Origin of the sequence: Haematobacter sp., assembly GCF_032102465.1 — a bacterium.
Lineage (GTDB): Bacteria > Pseudomonadota > Alphaproteobacteria > Rhodobacterales > Rhodobacteraceae > Haematobacter.
In genome coordinates this window covers 1-16,002 of record NZ_DAMDHB010000054.1, presented here as the reverse complement: position 1 = coordinate 16,002, position 16,002 = coordinate 1, and the positions used below count along the sequence as shown (strand labels likewise).

The 16,002-nt window shown below is 64.0% G+C and carries 14 protein-coding genes; 7 read left to right on the top strand and 7 right to left on the bottom strand.

Annotated features, from left to right (window positions below; genetic code table 11):
• Positions 1–238 precede the first annotated feature (238 nt).
• Both RT513_RS19455 and RT513_RS19450 read right to left on the bottom strand, forming a co-directional pair.
• The gene (locus tag RT513_RS19455; RefSeq protein ID WP_290688405.1) at positions 239–1,282 is read right to left on the bottom strand and encodes a toprim domain-containing protein; all 1,044 of its coding nucleotides are present in this window, start codon (positions 1,280–1,282) and stop codon (positions 239–241) included.
• Entirely contained in the window at positions 1,282–4,872 is a 3,591-nt protein-coding gene (locus tag RT513_RS19450) for a strawberry notch-like NTP hydrolase domain-containing protein (RefSeq protein ID WP_290688407.1), read from the bottom strand. Before RT513_RS19450 ends, RT513_RS19455 begins: the two co-directional genes overlap by 1 nt.
• A gap of 141 nt (positions 4,873–5,013) precedes the next feature.
• On the opposite strand from RT513_RS19450, the gene RT513_RS19445 reads away from it, so the two are divergent.
• Positions 5,014–5,445 (top strand): hypothetical protein, encoded by a 432-nt coding sequence (locus RT513_RS19445; protein WP_290688409.1) that lies wholly within the window; start codon positions 5,014–5,016, stop codon positions 5,443–5,445.
• An 806-nt stretch (positions 5,446–6,251) separates the two neighbouring features.
• Here the strand turns inward: RT513_RS19445 and RT513_RS19440 are convergent.
• Genes RT513_RS19440 through RT513_RS19420 form a run of 5 tightly spaced genes read right to left on the bottom strand, consistent with a single transcriptional unit; the run spans position 6,252 to position 10,205 of the window.
• On the bottom strand, positions 6,252–7,445 hold the full coding sequence (locus RT513_RS19440) for an MFS transporter (RefSeq protein WP_035714870.1): 1,194 nt from the start codon (positions 7,443–7,445) through the stop codon (positions 6,252–6,254).
• Complete coding sequence (gene arsH, locus RT513_RS19435; RefSeq protein WP_035714868.1) at positions 7,442–8,149, bottom strand: arsenical resistance protein ArsH; 708 nt, start codon at positions 8,147–8,149, stop codon at positions 7,442–7,444. The genes RT513_RS19440 and arsH overlap by 4 nt, the downstream gene beginning before the upstream one ends.
• Positions 8,146–9,222, bottom strand: a complete 1,077-nt coding sequence (gene arsB / locus RT513_RS19430; RefSeq protein WP_035714866.1) for an ACR3 family arsenite efflux transporter — start codon at positions 9,220–9,222, stop codon at positions 8,146–8,148. The genes arsH and arsB overlap by 4 nt, the downstream gene beginning before the upstream one ends.
• 13 nt (positions 9,223–9,235) lie before the next feature.
• A complete protein-coding gene (arsC, locus tag RT513_RS19425) occupies positions 9,236–9,667 on the bottom strand; it encodes an arsenate reductase (glutaredoxin) (RefSeq protein WP_035714863.1) in 432 nt (143 codons plus the stop codon).
• Positions 9,668–9,674: 7 nt separating this feature from the next.
• Positions 9,675–10,205: a DUF6428 family protein gene (locus RT513_RS19420; protein ID WP_313534349.1), complete on the bottom strand. Its 531-nt coding sequence runs from the start codon at positions 10,203–10,205 to the stop codon at positions 9,675–9,677.
• 42 nt (positions 10,206–10,247) lie between these two features.
• Between RT513_RS19420 and RT513_RS19415 the strand changes: the two genes are divergently transcribed.
• The 6 genes from RT513_RS19415 to chrA all read left to right on the top strand — a co-directional run bounded on the left by RT513_RS19415 (position 10,248) and on the right by chrA (position 15,558).
• Entirely contained in the window at positions 10,248–10,589 is a 342-nt protein-coding gene (locus RT513_RS19415; protein WP_035714861.1) for an ArsR/SmtB family transcription factor, read from the top strand.
• 1 nt (position 10,590) lies between these two features.
• The gene (locus RT513_RS19410; RefSeq protein WP_248700133.1) at positions 10,591–11,313 is read left to right on the top strand and encodes a sulfite exporter TauE/SafE family protein; all 723 of its coding nucleotides are present in this window, start codon (positions 10,591–10,593) and stop codon (positions 11,311–11,313) included.
• A gap of 198 nt (positions 11,314–11,511) precedes the next feature.
• Positions 11,512–11,868 (top strand): ArsR/SmtB family transcription factor, encoded by a 357-nt coding sequence (locus tag RT513_RS19405; protein WP_035714858.1) that lies wholly within the window; start codon positions 11,512–11,514, stop codon positions 11,866–11,868.
• Positions 11,869–11,922: 54 nt separating this feature from the next.
• Positions 11,923–12,933, top strand: a complete 1,011-nt coding sequence (locus RT513_RS19400; RefSeq protein WP_051911459.1) for an arsenic resistance protein — start codon at positions 11,923–11,925, stop codon at positions 12,931–12,933.
• A gap of 415 nt (positions 12,934–13,348) precedes the next feature.
• Entirely contained in the window at positions 13,349–14,197 is an 849-nt protein-coding gene (locus RT513_RS19395; RefSeq protein ID WP_035714857.1) for a chromate resistance protein ChrB domain-containing protein, read from the top strand.
• Positions 14,194–15,558 carry a chromate efflux transporter gene (gene chrA, locus RT513_RS19390; protein ID WP_035714855.1) on the top strand — a complete coding sequence of 455 codons (1,365 nt, stop codon included), beginning with the start codon at positions 14,194–14,196 and terminating at the stop codon, positions 15,556–15,558. The genes RT513_RS19395 and chrA overlap by 4 nt, the downstream gene beginning before the upstream one ends.
• Positions 15,559–16,002: the final 444 nt, after the last annotated feature.

Below are 16,002 nucleotides of genomic sequence, written 5' to 3'. Positions count from 1 at the left end.
GACACGCATTGAGGAAAGACTTGACGAAGGGGGTGTCCACATATGCTTCGCGATGTAAAGGCGGGGCTTGCCCCGCCGACGGAAATCAGTCGGGCGCTGCCATTGCCGGGCCGGAGCGTTTGTGGGCCGCTCGCCCTCTGAGAAGGCCTCGGCGCGGTCCTCCTGCCGAAGGGGGTTGCTCCCTCTGTCTGCCCGGGCAGGAGCGCACCCGCCCGATCACCCTCCCCATTCCGGCGGATCAGCGAAGGGTCATGAAGCGGCTGACATCCTCTGGGGCGAGTTGCCCCCGGACCTGCGCCCGAAGTGCCTCCAGACCCGGCCCCATGAGATCGTCGTTGAAATCCCCCAACATGGGCGAGAGCGTGATGGGTTCGATACCGGCCTCGTGCGCCCGGGCGATCAGACTGTCCCGCGCCCCGTCGCCGGCCGGATCATTGTCGCGGATGATATAGAGCCTGCGCAGAGTTGCCGGGAAGAGGATGGCTGCGAGATGTCCCGCCGAGAGAGCCGCGACCATCGGCATCTTGGGCAAGATCTGACGCAGCGAGAGCACAGTCTCGATGCCCTCCCCTGCCGCCATCACATCTTGCGCCTGACCAAACCGGACTGCGTTGCCGAGCAGGTCCCCCATCGCCTTGCGCGGCGGGTCGAGAGGCGCTTTCCCGCTGCCATCGCGGGTGAGCCAGGTGCGGTGGACGCCGGTGAGCTTGCCTTCGAGGTCGGTGATCCTGGCGATCAGCGCGGGCCAGGTCTCGGTTGGACCCTCGCCCCCCGGACGGTAATAGCAGTCAGGGTGGAAGCGGAGGCTGTCCGTGTCGCGCAGATCCGTCAGGCCGCGCTTGCGTAAATAGGTGCCTGCCAGCGTGCTTCGGATAGACCGGGATATGCGCCAGAGCCGGTCTGCAGCGTCAGATGATCCAGAGGGCGCCGGTGCCGATCTGTGCGTCTTCGCCTCTGGTACTGGGTCCATCTGCGGCAGGCAGAGGAACCGCCGGGCTTCCTCGGCAACATCGGCGAAGTCGCTGAGGCCAAGGCTTTCGCGGATCACATCTAGCAGGTCGCCATGCTCGCCGCTCTGGCCGTCGGTCCACTTACCTGCTGCCCCCTTGCCCGAGGCTGGCCCGGTGAGGCGGACGAACATCGACCGCCCCGGTTCATTGCGCACATCGCCGACCTGCCAATAGTTGCCCTGTTTGCGGCCATTCGACAGATAGTGCCGGCACACCGCCTCGGCCTGTTGGCCGAGACGCTGCGACAGATCGGCGGCATCGATGCGGGCCATTACGCCGCCTCGCGCTCGGTGATACGGCTGATCGGATAGACCGCCAGCAGCTTGCCGAGGATCTCGGTGCCATTCGCGCCGACCGGCACGAAAAAGCGCAGCTTCCAGGAGATGATCTCGCTGAAGAGACCCCAGGCCCGTAGCCGCTCGCGCATCGCCTCCGAGAAGCCGGTCAGTTCGATCCGGTTGGCGCCCATCACCCGCGAGCGGCGCAGTTGCAGGCCTTCGGCAAGATCGAGGACGGTCCGCCCGTCGAGCAATGCGGCGTAGGCCTGATCCGGGGTCAGGCTGGGGGCCCCGCTTGCGGTGGCGTTCGCGGCCCAGGCGGGCGAGACCCGGCGGCCGATGATCCGCTCGCCGTCATCGGTCTGCAGGCGATAGACGCGGGTTTCATCCTGCGGCAGGCGCTTCCAGACCGGAAGAAGTAGCCCCGAGACCACATGCAGCGTGGCATCCGAGAACTCCGGCACATCGGCTACCTCCGCGCGCCAGGCGGCCGCGAAGCTCTTTCTGTCAGTCTCAACCCAAAGCGTGTCACTCATCATCCTGATCGACATGCTGAAGGCTTCCATCGGCCGGATCAAGCGCACACGGCGTTCGATCTCGCCATCGTCTAGCATGATCGAGGTGGTCGGTACCTGCACGGCTGCCCTGCCAGAGCGGCTGTTGACCAGAAGCACGGCGCGCGGATCGTCCAACTCGTCGAGCGCGGCATCGAGCAGCAGGGGCATGTTGCGCCGCCGCTCGGTGATGGTCAGAAGCCGGGTCTCGGCCCCGGTGCCGGGGTGGGTGTAGATCACCTGCCGATCAGTGACGGTGAAGCTTTCGGCCTTCAGCGTCTCGAGACCCAGATCATAGATCCCGGCCGCCATTGCACCCTCGACCTTCGCCTCAAGCAGCTGCTCGAAGGCGGTGAAGAGGATGCCCTGCAGGTCGATGGTCAGAGCCAGCAGGCGGTTGAGGAAAGTGGTGATCGGCGGCAATTCGTCCTTGATGCCGTTCGAATCCATCAGCTTCAGGCCGGTGGCGGATTCAAAGCGCTCCAGCGAGCAGCCCTCGACCTTGCCGCGCACCAGCAGGAGGTAAAGCTGGCGCAACGCGGCCCGGGCATAGGGGCTTTCCAGATTATCCTCGGGCCGGAACAGCCCCTGCCCGCCGGTCTGGCGCTGCCCACGGGTGATTGCCCCGAGCGTATCGAGGCGGCGCGCGATGGTGCTGAGGAAGCGCTTCTCGGCTTTCACGTCGGTGGCAATCGGCCGAAACAGGGGCGGCTGCGCCTGATTGGTGCGGTTGGTGCGCCCAAGTCCTTGAATGGCCGTGTCAGCCTTCCAGCCCGGCTCCAGCAGGTAATGCACGCGCAGCCGCTGATTTTTGGCCGAGAGCTCGGCGTGATAGCTGCGGCCCGTGCCACCCGCATCCGAGAAGACCAGGATGCGCTTGCCGTCATCCATGAAGGCCTGGGTCTCGGCGAGATTAGCCGAGGGTGCGCGGTTCTCGACCGCCAGCCGCGCTGCCGGGCCTTCGCCCTTGCGAATGATCCGCCGCGAGCGGCCCGTCACCTCCGCCACCATCTCGGTGCCAAAATGCTGAACGATCTGGTCGAGCGCCCCCGGCACCGGCGGCAGGCCCGCCAGATGCTCTATCATGGCATCGCGTCGGGATACCGCCTCGCGGCTTTCGACGGGCTGGCCATCGCGGAACACCGGCCGCGAGCTGACATTGCCTTCGCCATCACTGAACGGCTCGTAGAGCTGAACCGGGAAGGAATGCTGCAGGTAGCTCATGACGTACTCGCGAGGCGACAGGTCCGTGTTCAGGTCATTCCATTCCTCGGTCGGGATCTCGGCCAGCCGCCGTTCCATCAGCGCCTCGCCGGTCGAGACGATCTGGATGACGGCGGCATGGCCCGCTTCCAGATCTTCCGTGATCGAGCGAAGCAGGGTCGGCGTCTTCATCGAAGTCAGCAGATGGCCGAAGAAGCGCTGTTTGGTGCTCTCGAAGGCCGAACGCGCTGCGGATTTGGCCTGACGGTTCAGCGTGCCATCCGAGCCGGTGATGTTCGCCGCCTCCATTGCCGCGTCGAGATTGTTATGAATGACTGCGAAGGCCCCGGCATAAGAATCATAGACCCGACGCTGCTCCGCGGTCAGCTGGTGCTCGATCAGCTCGTATTCGACCCCGTCATAGGAGAGCGACCGCGCAGTGTAGAGGCCGAGCGAGCGCAGATCGCGCGCCAGCACCTCCATGGCCGCGACACCGCCGGCCTCGATCGCCTCGACGAACTCGGCCCGGGTCGCAAACGGGAAGTCTGCACCGCCCCAGAGGCCAAGGCGCTGCGCATAAGCGAGATTGTGCATCGTCGTCGCCCCGGTTGCGGAGACATAGACCACGCGCGCATCGGGCAGCGCGTGCTGTAGCCGCAGACCCGCCCTGCCCTGCTGCGAGGCAGCCACGTCGCCGCGCTCGCCCTTGCCACCGGCGGCGTTCTGCATCGCGTGGCTTTCATCGAAGATGACCACCCCGTTGAAATCCGACCCCAGCCAATCTACGATCTGGCGGACACGCGAGACTTTCTCACCCCGATCATCCGAGCGCAGCGTGGCATAGGTGGTGAAGAGGATGCCTTCCGACAGGGTGATCGCCTTACCCTGCGCGAAGCGGGAAAGCGGCGTGATCAGCAGCTTCTCTTGCCCGAGGGCCGACCAATCGCGCTGTGCATCTTCGATCAGCTTGTCGGATTTGGAGATCCAGAGCGCTTTGCGCCGCCCCCGCAGCCAATTGTTGAGGATAATCCCGGCCGATTGCCGGCCTTTGCCCGCGCCCGTGCCATCGCCCAGCATGAAGCCGCGCCGGAAGCGGACAGCGCCAGCCGCATCTGGTGCGGCGGCGCTGACCTTGTCCAGGGTCTCGTCCAGCGTCCAGGAGCCCGCGAGATGGTCGCTGTGCGCCTCGCCAGCATAGATCACCGTCTCGAGCTGCGCGTCCGATAGACGCGTGCAGATGTCGGCGGGAAGCAGGGGCCGGTAGGAAGGACGGGGTGGCGCGACCGAGGCCATGGCGGCGGATTGCACGAGTTTGGTCGGATGCGGGGCCGCGCCGGGAATGCGGATCACCTGCAGCGCGTATTCTTCATAGATCGCGTCCGAGAGCCGTGCCGCTTCGGGCGGCGTCCAGTCCAGCGTGTCATAGGCGAGTTCGACGGCATCGGAACTGGTCGATGTAACCCGAGGAGACTTCGTCGCACCGGCCCGAGCAAGGTAGGAGCGCACCGTGCGGGCGGCGGCCGGTGCTGTCGGTGCCGGTGGCCGGGGCAGATCGACCAGGCAGCGCTGCGGCACCTGGGCAGTGATCCAACCGAGCAGGGTCGCGACATCAGGGGCGATGCCGGAAGAGGCCGGGAGGGAGGAAGGATCCTCTGCCGGGATCTTGTCGATCACCGTCAGTCGGGTGTCGAACGTGGTGCCGTGCTTCGCGTAGACCGCGCCATCAATTGCGGCGGTGAAGACCACGCGGCCCTGCTCTTGCAGCCGGATGAAAGCATCGCGCCAGGCCGGAGCCTCGGGGCCGAAGCCCGCACCGGTGATGGTCACCAACCGCCCGCCGGGGGCCAGCCGCGCCAGAGCGGAAGCGATATGGCGGAAGGCGGCATCGGCCACGCGGGTTGTCACATTGGCCAGCACCGAGAAGGGCGGGTTCATCAGCACCACTGATGGCACCACTCCGGCATCAAGGTGGTCGTGGATCTGCGCGGCATCGAACCGGGTGACAGGCTGGGCCGGAAAGAGGGCGGAAAGGAGATCCGCGCGGGTCTCGGCCAGTTCGTTGAGCGCGAGGCTGCCGCCGGCGATGTCGGCAAGGATTGCCATCAGGCCGGTGCCGGCCGAGGGCTCCAGCACGACATCCGCAGGCGTGATCGCCGCAGCGGTGACAGCCGCGAGGCCCAGCGGAAGAGGCGTGCTGAACTGCTGAAGCGCCTGGCTTTCCTCGGAACGCCTTGTATGGGTCGGCAGCAGACCCGCGATTTTCGTCAGCGCCGCGAGACGCGCCTCGGGCGCTGCTGCTTTGCGGAACAGTGCGCGGCCGAATTTGCGCAGCAAGAGGACTGTGGCGACTTCACATGCGTCATAGGCGTCTTTCCAGTCCCAGAGGCCGGAAGCGTCTGAGGCACCGAAAGCGGTTTCCATGACGCCACGCAGAATCGTGCTGTCGATACGCTGGCCGCGTTCGAGATGCGGAAGAAGCGCCTCGGCCGCAGCGAGAATGCAGGGGGCGGATAGAACAGGAGAGGGCGCGACCAGCGCTTGCGCCGTGGTCGCGGGGGACAGATCGTTCATCAGGGAGACCCTCGGGAGAGCAGAGTGCGGGACGGTCCTGGACAGCGCTCTCTCTCAACCGCCCGGAACCTGCCCGTTCCGGCCCCCTCTCGACCTCTCACGTTGAACCGGACAGACTCGTAGCCTCGGCGCGGTCGCCGCGGCACATCACTCGGAGGACCCCGCCTCTGGCGGGTCCTGCGTCAGGGATCTTTGCCCGAAAGGGGGAAGACGGCGCCGCTGGCTTCCGTCCGCCAGGACCTGAGCCCGGTCCCGGCAATGCCGGGAGGCGCCGAAATCAAGACCCCGATCAAGAGGAGGAACTCACTGCCCTCTCGTCGTAAAGAGCCCATCGCCGACACTCAGGCAGACCGCAGCACAGAGGCCGCTCGTTTGTGCAGCGTTAGGCGCGGCCCTTACCAGCCAGTCGAGCCGCACTGTTGCTGCGCGGCAGCATTCTCCGAAGCGGCCACTGGGCACGAGGCGCAGCATTTCGAGTTGCGGAGCATCTGCGGTACGGGCAGCGCAGCATGGCGGTCACGAAGTCACCACCGAAACGGTCGCCCTCGGTGCATTCTGGCGAAACATATGTCGTTTCTATCGTGATTGGAAAAGACGGCACAGCGCAGGCCCAACCGATGTTAACGTTCCTTTGATCAGTTAACGCGAATTCGCAGCTCAAGCCGCAGCGACATTAGTGCTACCAGGCCAGTGATTGCGACCAACAACGCGAACCCGATCGCAAGCTGGATGGAGAGTGCTGTCGCGATCCAGGAGAAGAGGAAGGGTGCCGCCGCTCCGAGCATGCTGCGTATGGCGGCTAGGCGCCCCAGCCGCTGCCCCATGCCGGCCGTCCCGAACAACGCCACCGGCACTGCGCCGCGCACGATGCTCGACAGGCCCTGACCCGCGCCAAAACTGATCGCAAAGCAAACTGCCAGGATCATTGCCGGCCCCGGCAGGAGCAGGAGGGCGAGCGCCGCGGGGATGGCCGCACTGGACACGATGGCGACAAGGAGAGGATGCTGGTTGCGCCACAGGGTGGCGTCCACCACCCGAATGGCGACCTGTGCCGGCCCCATCAGCATGGCAATCAGGTAGGCCGAGCTGCCGAGACCGAGCGACTGAAGTGCGAGGACGAGGTGGACACCCAGGGCCGAGATCGCCATGCCGGTGAGGCCGAAGGCGATCCCAAGAAGGATGAAGGCGCGCCGTGCGGTTCGACCCTCGAGGGGGACGTATCTCTCGTCTGGTTTCGGCCTCTGCTCTTCAAGTGACGTCTTTTCGTTCACATGTGGCGTCGCGAAAATCCAGCCGTGCAGGGGAGCGGCTAGGAGCAGGTGAAGGGCCGCAAAGACTAGGTAGGCCCCCTGCCATCCGACCTCTCCGACAAGCCAACCGGAAAGGGGCCAAAAGAGCGTCGAGGCGAAGCCTGCGATCAGGGTCAGATTGGTGATCGCGCGCCGCGTGTCATTGGGCCTCTTCTGGGCCAGCACCGAAAACGCGGCATCATAGAGGACCGCAAAGCTAAGGAGCTCGATCAGAAGTGTCAGGCCCCCGAATACATAGATGTTCGGGGATCCGGCGATGAGCAGGCTCAGAAGCGCCATCGCCAGGCTGCCCGCGCACATGACCTGCGCCCCGCCGAACCGGTCAATTTGACGACCGAGCACCGGAGAGGCCAGCCCGCCAAGGAGAAGGCCCGCAGACAGGATGCCGAAAAGGACCGGCTCCTGAGCGCCGAACTCGGCCGCTATCGCGGGCGCAAGGATCGGATAGGCGTAATAGATCGACCCGTATCCGATGATCTGCGTGACGCCCAGGGCGGCCACGACCGGGGCTTGCCTCACGTTGCGGCCCCGAGATTCAGGCGGTCATGCAATTTGGCCGCCGCCTCTTTGCGTTCGCTGTAGCGGTCGGTGAGGTGCCCGGAGATGTCCCGGGTCAGAAGGGTGAACTTTACCAGCTCTTCCATCACATCGACCACCCGGTCGTAATAGGGCGATTGCCGCATCCTTCCTGCCGCGTCGAACTCTTCATAGGCCTTGGCGACCGAGGACTGGTTCGGGATGGTCAGCATCCGCATCCAGCGCCGGAGGATGCGCATCTGATTGACCGCATTGAAACTTTGGCTCCCGCCCGAAACCTGCATGACCGCCAGTGTCCGGCCCTGGGTCGGACGGATCGCGCCCATGGAGAGCGGGATCCAGTCAATCTGGCTTTTCATCACGCCGGTCATCGCGCCGTGGCGTTCCGGGCTGGTCCAGACCTGGCCCTCGGACCAGAGGCACAACTCGCGCAGCTCCTGCACCTTCGGGTGATCGGCATCGGTTTCATCCGGTAAGGGCAGCCCCTTGGGGTCGAACACCCGCGTTTCACAGCCGAAATGTCGCAGCAACCGTTCCGCTTCCTGGGTGAGAAAGCGGCTGTAGGACCGTTCCCTCAGGGAGCCATAGAGCAGGAGAATGCGGGGCGGGTGGCTGGATGCGGGGCCGGTCAGTCCCGCCAGAGACGGCAGCTGAACGGCATCGGTCAGGTTCGGCAGTTCGGTCATGCGCGGACCTCCTCAGCCGGAGGCGCGTCCGGGAACCAGCGCCGACCGAGCCGGAGGGCGACATGGACCAGCAGGATCAGCGCGGGCACCTCGACCAGCGGGCCGATCACGGCCGCAAAGGCCACGGGAGAGGCAAGGCCGAAGGCGGCGATGGCCACGGCGATCGCCAGCTCGAAATTGTTCCCGGCCGCCGTGAAGGCGATGGCGGTGGTGCGCGGGTAATCCGCCTGGATCATCCGGCCCATGGCGAAGCTGACCAGGAACTGGATGATGAAGTAGAGCGCGAGCGGCACGGCGATGCGCAGGGCATCCATCGGCAGCGCGACCACATCGCCGCCCTTCAGACTGAACATCGCCACGATGGTGAAGAGAAGCGCCGCCAGGGTGACCGGGCCGATGCGCGGCAGGAAGACGGTTTCATACCAGGCCTCGCCCATGCGCCCCACAAGGATCCGGCGGGTCAGGAACCCGGCCAGGAACGGGATCCCAAGATAGATCAGCACCGCCTCGGTGATCGTCCAGAAGCTCACGTCGATCACGCTTCCCTCCAGCCCGAACAGCGGCGGCAGGACGGACAGGAAGAACCAGGCGTAGGCCGAGAAGAACAGGATCTGGAATACCGAGTTGAAAGCGACCAGCGCGGCCACATACTGGCTGTCGCCACGGGCAAGCTGGTTCCAGACCAGCACCATGGCGATGCAGCGCGCCAGCCCGATCAGGATCAGCCCGGTCATGTATTCCGGCTGATCATGCAGGAAGATCACCGCGAGCACAAACATCAGGACCGGGCCAATGATCCAGTTCTGGATCAGGGACAGGATCAGCACCCGGCGATCCTGGAACACCCGCGGCAGTTCCTCATACCTGACCTTGGCCAGCGGCGGATACATCATCAGGATCAGGCCGATGGCGATCGGGATATTGGTCGTGCCAATCGAAAGGCCGTTGAGCGCGTCCGGCAGCCCGGGCAATACGGTGCCCAGGGCGATGCCGATCGTCATGGCTACGAAGATCCAGAGCGTCAGCCAGCGGTCCAGAAAGGACAGCCGCCGGGTCGGTTGCGGGGAGGACATGGGTAGACTCCGTTCAGGGCGCTTCCGGCAGGACGCGATTTCCATTCGCATCGACCACCGGCTCGCCGTCTTCTTTCGAGAATGCGCCCAGCTGGGGCGGTAAGAGATCCAGCACCGCCTCGGAGGGGCGGCAGAGGCGCACCCCCTTGGGGCTCACTACGATGGGACGGTTGATCAGGATCGGATGTTCCAGCATCGCGTCGAGGATCTGCGCCTCCGTCAGTGCTGGGTCGCCAAGACCCAAGTCCGCGAAGGGCGTGCCCTTTTCGCGCAGCAGCGCGCGCAGCGGGGTTGCCATCCGCGCCACCAGGCTCTCCAGCATGATCCGCGACGGCGGGGTCTTCAGATATTCGATCACATGCGGCTCGATACCGGCATTGCGGATCAGCCCGAGTGTGTTCCGGGAGGTGCCACATTCCGGATTGTGGTAGATGATGACGTCCATTCCCACATCACCCGCAGCAGCTCTGTTTCGCCACGGGTGCGCAGCAGGCCGAAGCGGCCTTCTGGTCATCAAGCCAGCGGTCGCGTGGTTTGCAGCTTGCCGGGCGCGGTGACAGCGCAACGATCACGCGGTCGTCCGCGAGGCTGGGGTAAGCCGCCCGATGCAGCTGCATCGGCCTTACCGCATTACTGACCTCGAAGGTCAGTTTCGCCTGTGGGTCGAGAGAGACATGATCGATCACCTTGCCGATGATCCGGGTGAAAAGCCCTGCGGGCATATGGGCCCGATCCTCGTTGACGTCCCAAAGCTGCACGAAGATCTCCGTCCAGGCCTCGGGGTTTCCGCCGCAATCCAGAGCGCGGAACTGGCCGACCTTCACCTCGGTGACGTGAAAACCCGTTCGCACCTCCTGGCCGTCATAGGTGAAGACCAGGGGCCGATCCTCGACGTTGCGGAGGGCATCGAGAAGCTCGCCGATGGTGATATCTTTCGGGTCGGCCGCGCCGGTCGGCGCGCCGATGTTGCTTTGGACCGTCATTTGCGATACCTATTGATTCGACACTTCTAGGATCGTCAAATAATGGATGAACGTCAAGCGCTCTTGTCCTTCGGGGCCCTGTCTCAGGAAACCCGCCTGCGCATCCTGCGGATGCTGGTCGTGGCGGGGCCGGAGGGTCTGGCCGCTGGCCTGATCGCCGAACAGGCCGGAGTCACCGCCTCCAACGTCAGTTTTCATGTGAAGGAGCTGGAGCGCGCGGGCCTGGTATCCTCTCGCCGCGAAAGCCGATCGATCCTCTATACCGCCGAGTTCGATGCGCTGAACGGCCTCCTGCGGTTCCTCATGGAGGATTGCTGCGGCGGGCGCCTATGCCTTCCCGGTGCGGTGGCCGATGGTTGCGCCACCTCGCAGAAGACCAGCTGAAGTGATCCTGGCATTCTTCCTGGTCGCGCTGATCTACGCTGCGGTGGGTCAGGCCGGCGCCACCGGCTACATCGCGCTGATGGCCATTCTTGGATTGCCGCCACTGGAGATGAAGATCACTGCGTTGGCGCTGAACTTGGTGGTCGCTGCCATAGGGACTTTCATGTTCCAAAGGGCCGCGCAGCTTTCCTGGCGAAATCTGTATCCTTTCGCATTACTCGGCTTTCCGTTCTCAGTGCTTGGCGGGTCCGTGAATCTGGGTGCCGGGGCATATTATCCGCTCGTAGGCACCATTTTGATGCTGTCAGGCCTGCTGATGGCGCGCAGCGCGCTGACCCGCGGAACAACCACAACCCGGGCGCCCGACCATCCGCCATTCGTGCCTGCGCTGATCACCGGTGCGGTTATTGGCTTCATCTCCGGAACAACCGGCACCGGCGGCGGCGTCTTCCTGGCACCGATTATCCTCGCGATGAACTGGGCGGACGCCCGCCAGACCGCAGCCACGACGGCCATCTATAACCTGGTCAACTCGGCTGCGGCGTTGATCGGGGCCTATGCGTTCTGGCCACAAATATCGGGTTCCGCGCCGATCTGGATGGTGGCGGTTGCCATAGGCGGCCTCGCCGGTGCGATGCTCGGCAGTCGGTTTCTGTCTGATAAATGGCTTCGGGTCATTCTCGCGCTTCTACTGGCCGGGTCCGGGCTCAAGCTGTTTTGGTAACGGTGGTGACTGCGGATAGCAGCCGGATCGGCCAGGAGGCACCTGCACCAAAACGCGCCTTGGTTGACATTGCGTCGGCCTACGCAGTTGCTCGGGTCACGAACGTGATCATCGCATCATTCACATGACACACGACTTTTCATCTATCCTTGCAAAATCTTACCCATCATACGATAAAACACTAAAGGGAGTATTTGAATGAATCAGGGCGAAGCTCTTCGTGGGTTTGCAGCTATTGCCCAGGAAACCCGGCTTAGGATCATTCGGATGCTGGTCACTGCGGGTGCGGATGGGTTGGCGTCGGGATCCATCGCTGAAAACCTGGATGGCTCGCCTCAGCGGACATCATTTCATCTGAGAGAGTTGGAGAACGCGGGCTTGGTCCAGAGCCGGCGCGATGGCAAGTCGATCATCTACAGCGCCCGATTCTCGCAGCTGTCATCTCTTGTGGCTTTCCTTATGCATGATTGCTGCCAAGGCCACTGCAAACACTGTGATGAGGCGATCGCCTTGTTAGCCAAGTGCGAAGGCAAACCAACGCGAACAACTCACTGATATATCTTAATTTATATGACCACTGCCCGCCTCTGGCCACGGCAAGGAAACCCTATGCGCGATATTCTGGAACGCCAACAAGTATGGATTTACTTCGCGGCTGTCGGCCTTGCCGCAATCACCGGTATCACTGTGTCAGGCACAACCGCACTGGAAGGCGCGATCAACCCGGCGCTTGCCTTCATGTTGTTCGTCACGTTTCTGCAGGTTCCCTTGCCGGACATCGGGCGCGGGTTCCGGGAGATGCGTTTTCTGTGCGCCCTTCTCGCCGGTAACTTCATCGCCGTTCCGGTGCTTGTATTCCTGTTGCTGCAACTCGCCATAGACGATGCCCTGCTGCGTCTTGGCATTCTCATGGTGCTGCTGACGCCCTGTATCGACTATGTGATTACTTTCGCCCACCTCGGGCGGGCCGATGCGCGATTGCTGTTGTCGTCGACGCCGCTTCTGCTGGTGGTGCAAATGGCACTGCTGCCGATTTTCCTTGGCCTGTTCCTCGGCAGCGAGGCCGCAGACCTGGTGCATGTCGGCCCGTTTATCCATGCTTTCGTTTGGCTGATCGCGGTGCCGCTGATGTGTGCGGGTGCTGTTCAGCTCTGGGCCGCTCGACACGCGGCGGGGCGGCGTGTGAGTGACGGGCTTGGTGTTCTTCCGGTTCCGGCGACGGCGGTGGTTCTGTTCTTGGTCGTGGCGGCGACGGTTCCGGTTCTGGGAGCGGCCAGCCGCCATGCTCTGTCAGCCCTGCCGATCTTCATCGCCTTTGCCGTTCTGGCCCCCTTCATCGGATGGGGTGCCGCACGCATTTTTGTTCTTCAGCCAGCTGCGGGCCGGGCTGTGTCCTTTTCGATCGCAACCCGAAACTCTTTGGTGGTGCTCCCGTTGGCCCTCGCCGTTCCGGGTGCGATCCCTGTGCTTCCGGCCGTGATCGTGACGCAGACATTGGTCGAGCTGGTTGCCGAACTGATATATATTCGTGTGCTTCCGCGCTTCGGCAGGGCTCTAAATCAGGTTCAGCGTCTGACGGACCCGTCTGCAGCTTTTTCCGGGCTTTGGACCAGTCGCTGACGTGCCGAGCTCTGACAGATGGCGCCAAGTGTCCTCAAGGCCGTCAGAGCGTCAACACGGGCCTCGATGCCGGGCGATGAGTGCGGCATCCGTTGGCCTGCCGCATTGGCCGGGCAACAAAGGTCTGGAGCCAGCACGGCCCGCTCGGTCTTCGAAGGAAAAGGATCAACTGCGATCTCACCGCTCAGAAGCCCCAAGCCAAAGCCAGATTTCTGCAGAACCAAGATCATCAAAAAAGGGGCGTTCCGGCAGCCCTGCCGGATCACAGGTCCAAGAGATCGAACGGCGTCCATCTTGACATCTTGCTGCGTGATAAGGCCATGTTCGCCATATGGGGATCCGCGAGCTCCCCACGAGGCGTCAGCTGAAACTCGCGTTCCAATCCCGTTCCATTGAACCCAAGGAGGGAACGCACATGCCTGCGCCTGATGCGATGACCTGCGAAAAACTGTCTAAACTAATCGGCACGCCAAAGGCGCCTGTCGTGCTGGATGTGCGCCGTGATGCCCTGCGCAACGCGGACCCGCGATTGATCGCCACCGCGCGTGCCGTGCCCGAAACCGGGCTTGTGCGCGAGGCGCTGTCCCACCTCGCGCGGGAACTGAGGGGCGAAGCGCCCGGTCGACCGGTTCTGGTCGTCTGTGCTGAAGGGCACGGTCGCAGCCAGGGTGTCGCGGCCTGGCTACGCCATGAGGGGTTGGCCGCCGAATATCTGGAAGGCGGCCATGCCGCCTGGGTTGCGGGCGGGCTGCCGACCTTTGATCCGGCGAAGCTGCCCCGCCCGGACGGAGCGGGCCGCAGTCTCTGGGTGACCCGTTCCCGCCCCAAGATTGATCGCATCGCCTGCCCCTGGCTGATCCGCCGCTTCATCGACCCCCGCGCGGTGTTTCTCTATGTTACGCCCTCCGAGGTTCAGGCAGTGGCCGAGACCTTCGGGGCCGCCCCTTATGACATCGACGGCGTGTTCTGGAGCCATCGCGGCGAGACCTGCACCTTCGATACACTGATTGCGGAATTTGACCTGTCGATCCCGGCACTGGACCGGCTGGCTACGATCGTGCGGGGGGCCGACACGGCGCGCCCAGATCTGGCACCAGAATGCGCCGGTCTTATTGCCGCCTCGCTTGGCCTTTCGCGGATGCATGTCGCTGATCTGGAGCAGCTGGAGGCGGGGATGGCGCTGTATGACGCCTTCTACCGCTGGTGCCGCGACGCTACCGGGGAAACCCACACCTGGCAAAGCCATGGAAAGTCAGCGAAATGACGCCCACATCCGGTTTTCCGACCATTGGCGAAGCCGCCAGAGTCTGGGCGCGCATCGCGGCCCTCTCGTTCGGCGGCCCTGCGGGCCAGATCGCCGTCATGCACCGTGTTCTGGTCGAGGAGAAGAAATGGCTGGGCGATGGCCGTTTCCTGCACGCGCTGAATTTCTGCATGTTGCTGCCCGGCCCCGAGGCGCAGCAGCTCGCCACCTATATTGGCTGGCTGATTCATGGGGTCCGGGGCGCGCTGATCGCGGGCGGGCTGTTCATCCTGCCCGGGATGCTGGCCATCATGGGGCTGAGCTGGATCTATGCGGTCTGGGGCGAGGTGGGCTTTGTCGCGGCGCTGTTCTTTGGGCTGAAGGCGGCGGTGCTGGCCATCGTCTTGCAGGCCGTGGTGCGGGTGGGGCGTCGAGCGCTGAAGAACAACGCGATGCGGGGGATCGCGGCGGCGTCCTTCATCGCCATCTTCGCCTTTGGCGCGCCCTTCCCGCTGATCGTGGCGGTGGCGGCCATGATCGGCTGGGCGGGTGCAAAAGCGGGACTTGCAGCCTTTGTCGGCGGTGGGGAGCATGGTGCGGCGGGCAAGGCGCATGTCGCCGATGCTGAAACCTTGCTGGGCGAAGAGGTCTTGCTGCCGCCCGCCGCCCGGGCGGGGGCGTTGCGCGCCGGTCTGGCCATGATCGCGCTATGGCTGGTGCCGGTGGGGGTGCTGGTTGTGCTCGCCCCCGGCAGTGTCTTCACCGACATCGCCACCTATTTCTCAAAACTGGCGTTGCTGACCTTTGGCGGGGCCTATGCGGTCTTGGCCTGGGTCGCGCAGGAGGCGGTCGGAACCTATGGCTGGCTCGAACCCGGTGAGATGCTCGACGGGTTGGGTATGGCCGAAACCACGCCCGGCCCGCTGATTATGGTGCTACAATTCGTGGGCTTCATGGGCGCGATGCGCGAGGCGGGCTGGGCGGCCCCGCTGCTAGCGGGCACCGTGGGCGGGCTGGTCGCCACCTGGGTGACGTTTGCGCCTTGCTTTGCCTGGATCTTCCTCGGAGCACCCTTCATGGAGGGGGTGCGGGCGAACCGCGCTTTGTCTGCCGCGCTGTCAGCCGTCACTGCGGCGGTGGTAGGGGTGATCCTGAACCTGGCGCTGTGGTTCGCCATTCACGTCATTTGGCGGCAGGTGGCGGATGTTCAGGCGGGGCCGGTATCGCTTCAGCTGCCGGTTATGGGCTCGATCGACTGGATGGCGGCGGCCCTGTCGGCTCTGGCACTGATCGCGGTGTTCCGGCTAAAGATTGGCATGGTCCAGGTGCTTGCAGGTGCCGCGTTTGCCGGGATGGCGTTGCACCTTGTCGGCCTGATCTGATCAGATGCACCGTGATCCCTGAGAGTAAAACGATACTCATCTTGTCGTGGTGGCGGGGCGATTTCTGCTTTTCGCCATCATCCCTGTCCCAGTGCTCTGACAAATGGCGGGCATTTCATGGGCGAAACCTCGGCCCATGAAGCTACGGTTACGCCAGAGTTGCGCGGGAATCTGAGGGCAAGAGACTGCAGGATGGACCTCATGCATCCCCCGGGTAGGATGTGCCGCAAACCGAAACATGAAATTGCCGGAACAAAATGGGCACCTCGCAGGAAATGGCGTCGGCCCGCATCGACCAGTTGATTGCACTTCATGGCTTGGCTGCCTTTTGGCCTCCTTTGTTGTTTGGGTCGTCGTGGCGATGCCGCAGCGCGCCCGAAGGGGCGGTGTGCGGCGCTTTCTCCTAGGCAGATTTGGCGGAAGAGGTGGTTTCGAGGCCGGGTG

Excerpts from the sequence above, each read along its gene's own strand:
- RT513_RS19420 (WP_313534349.1), bottom strand. The coding sequence starts at position 10,205 with ATGACGGTCCAAAGCAACATCGGCGCGCCGACCGGCGCGGCCGACCCG.
- arsB (WP_035714866.1), bottom strand. The coding sequence starts at position 9,222 with ATGTCCTCCCCGCAACCGACCCGGCGGCTGTCCTTTCTGGACCGCTGG.
- arsC (WP_035714863.1), bottom strand. The coding sequence starts at position 9,667 with ATGGACGTCATCATCTACCACAATCCGGAATGTGGCACCTCCCGGAAC.
- arsH (WP_035714868.1), bottom strand. The coding sequence starts at position 8,149 with ATGACCGAACTGCCGAACCTGACCGATGCCGTTCAGCTGCCGTCTCTG.
- RT513_RS19395 (WP_035714857.1), top strand. The coding sequence starts at position 13,349 with ATGCCTGCGCCTGATGCGATGACCTGCGAAAAACTGTCTAAACTAATC.
- RT513_RS19400 (WP_051911459.1), top strand. The coding sequence starts at position 11,923 with ATGCGCGATATTCTGGAACGCCAACAAGTATGGATTTACTTCGCGGCT.
- chrA (WP_035714855.1), top strand. The coding sequence starts at position 14,194 with ATGACGCCCACATCCGGTTTTCCGACCATTGGCGAAGCCGCCAGAGTC.
- RT513_RS19455 (WP_290688405.1), bottom strand. The coding sequence starts at position 1,282 with ATGGCCCGCATCGATGCCGCCGATCTGTCGCAGCGTCTCGGCCAACAG.
- RT513_RS19415 (WP_035714861.1), top strand. The coding sequence starts at position 10,248 with ATGGATGAACGTCAAGCGCTCTTGTCCTTCGGGGCCCTGTCTCAGGAA.
- RT513_RS19405 (WP_035714858.1), top strand. The coding sequence starts at position 11,512 with ATGAATCAGGGCGAAGCTCTTCGTGGGTTTGCAGCTATTGCCCAGGAA.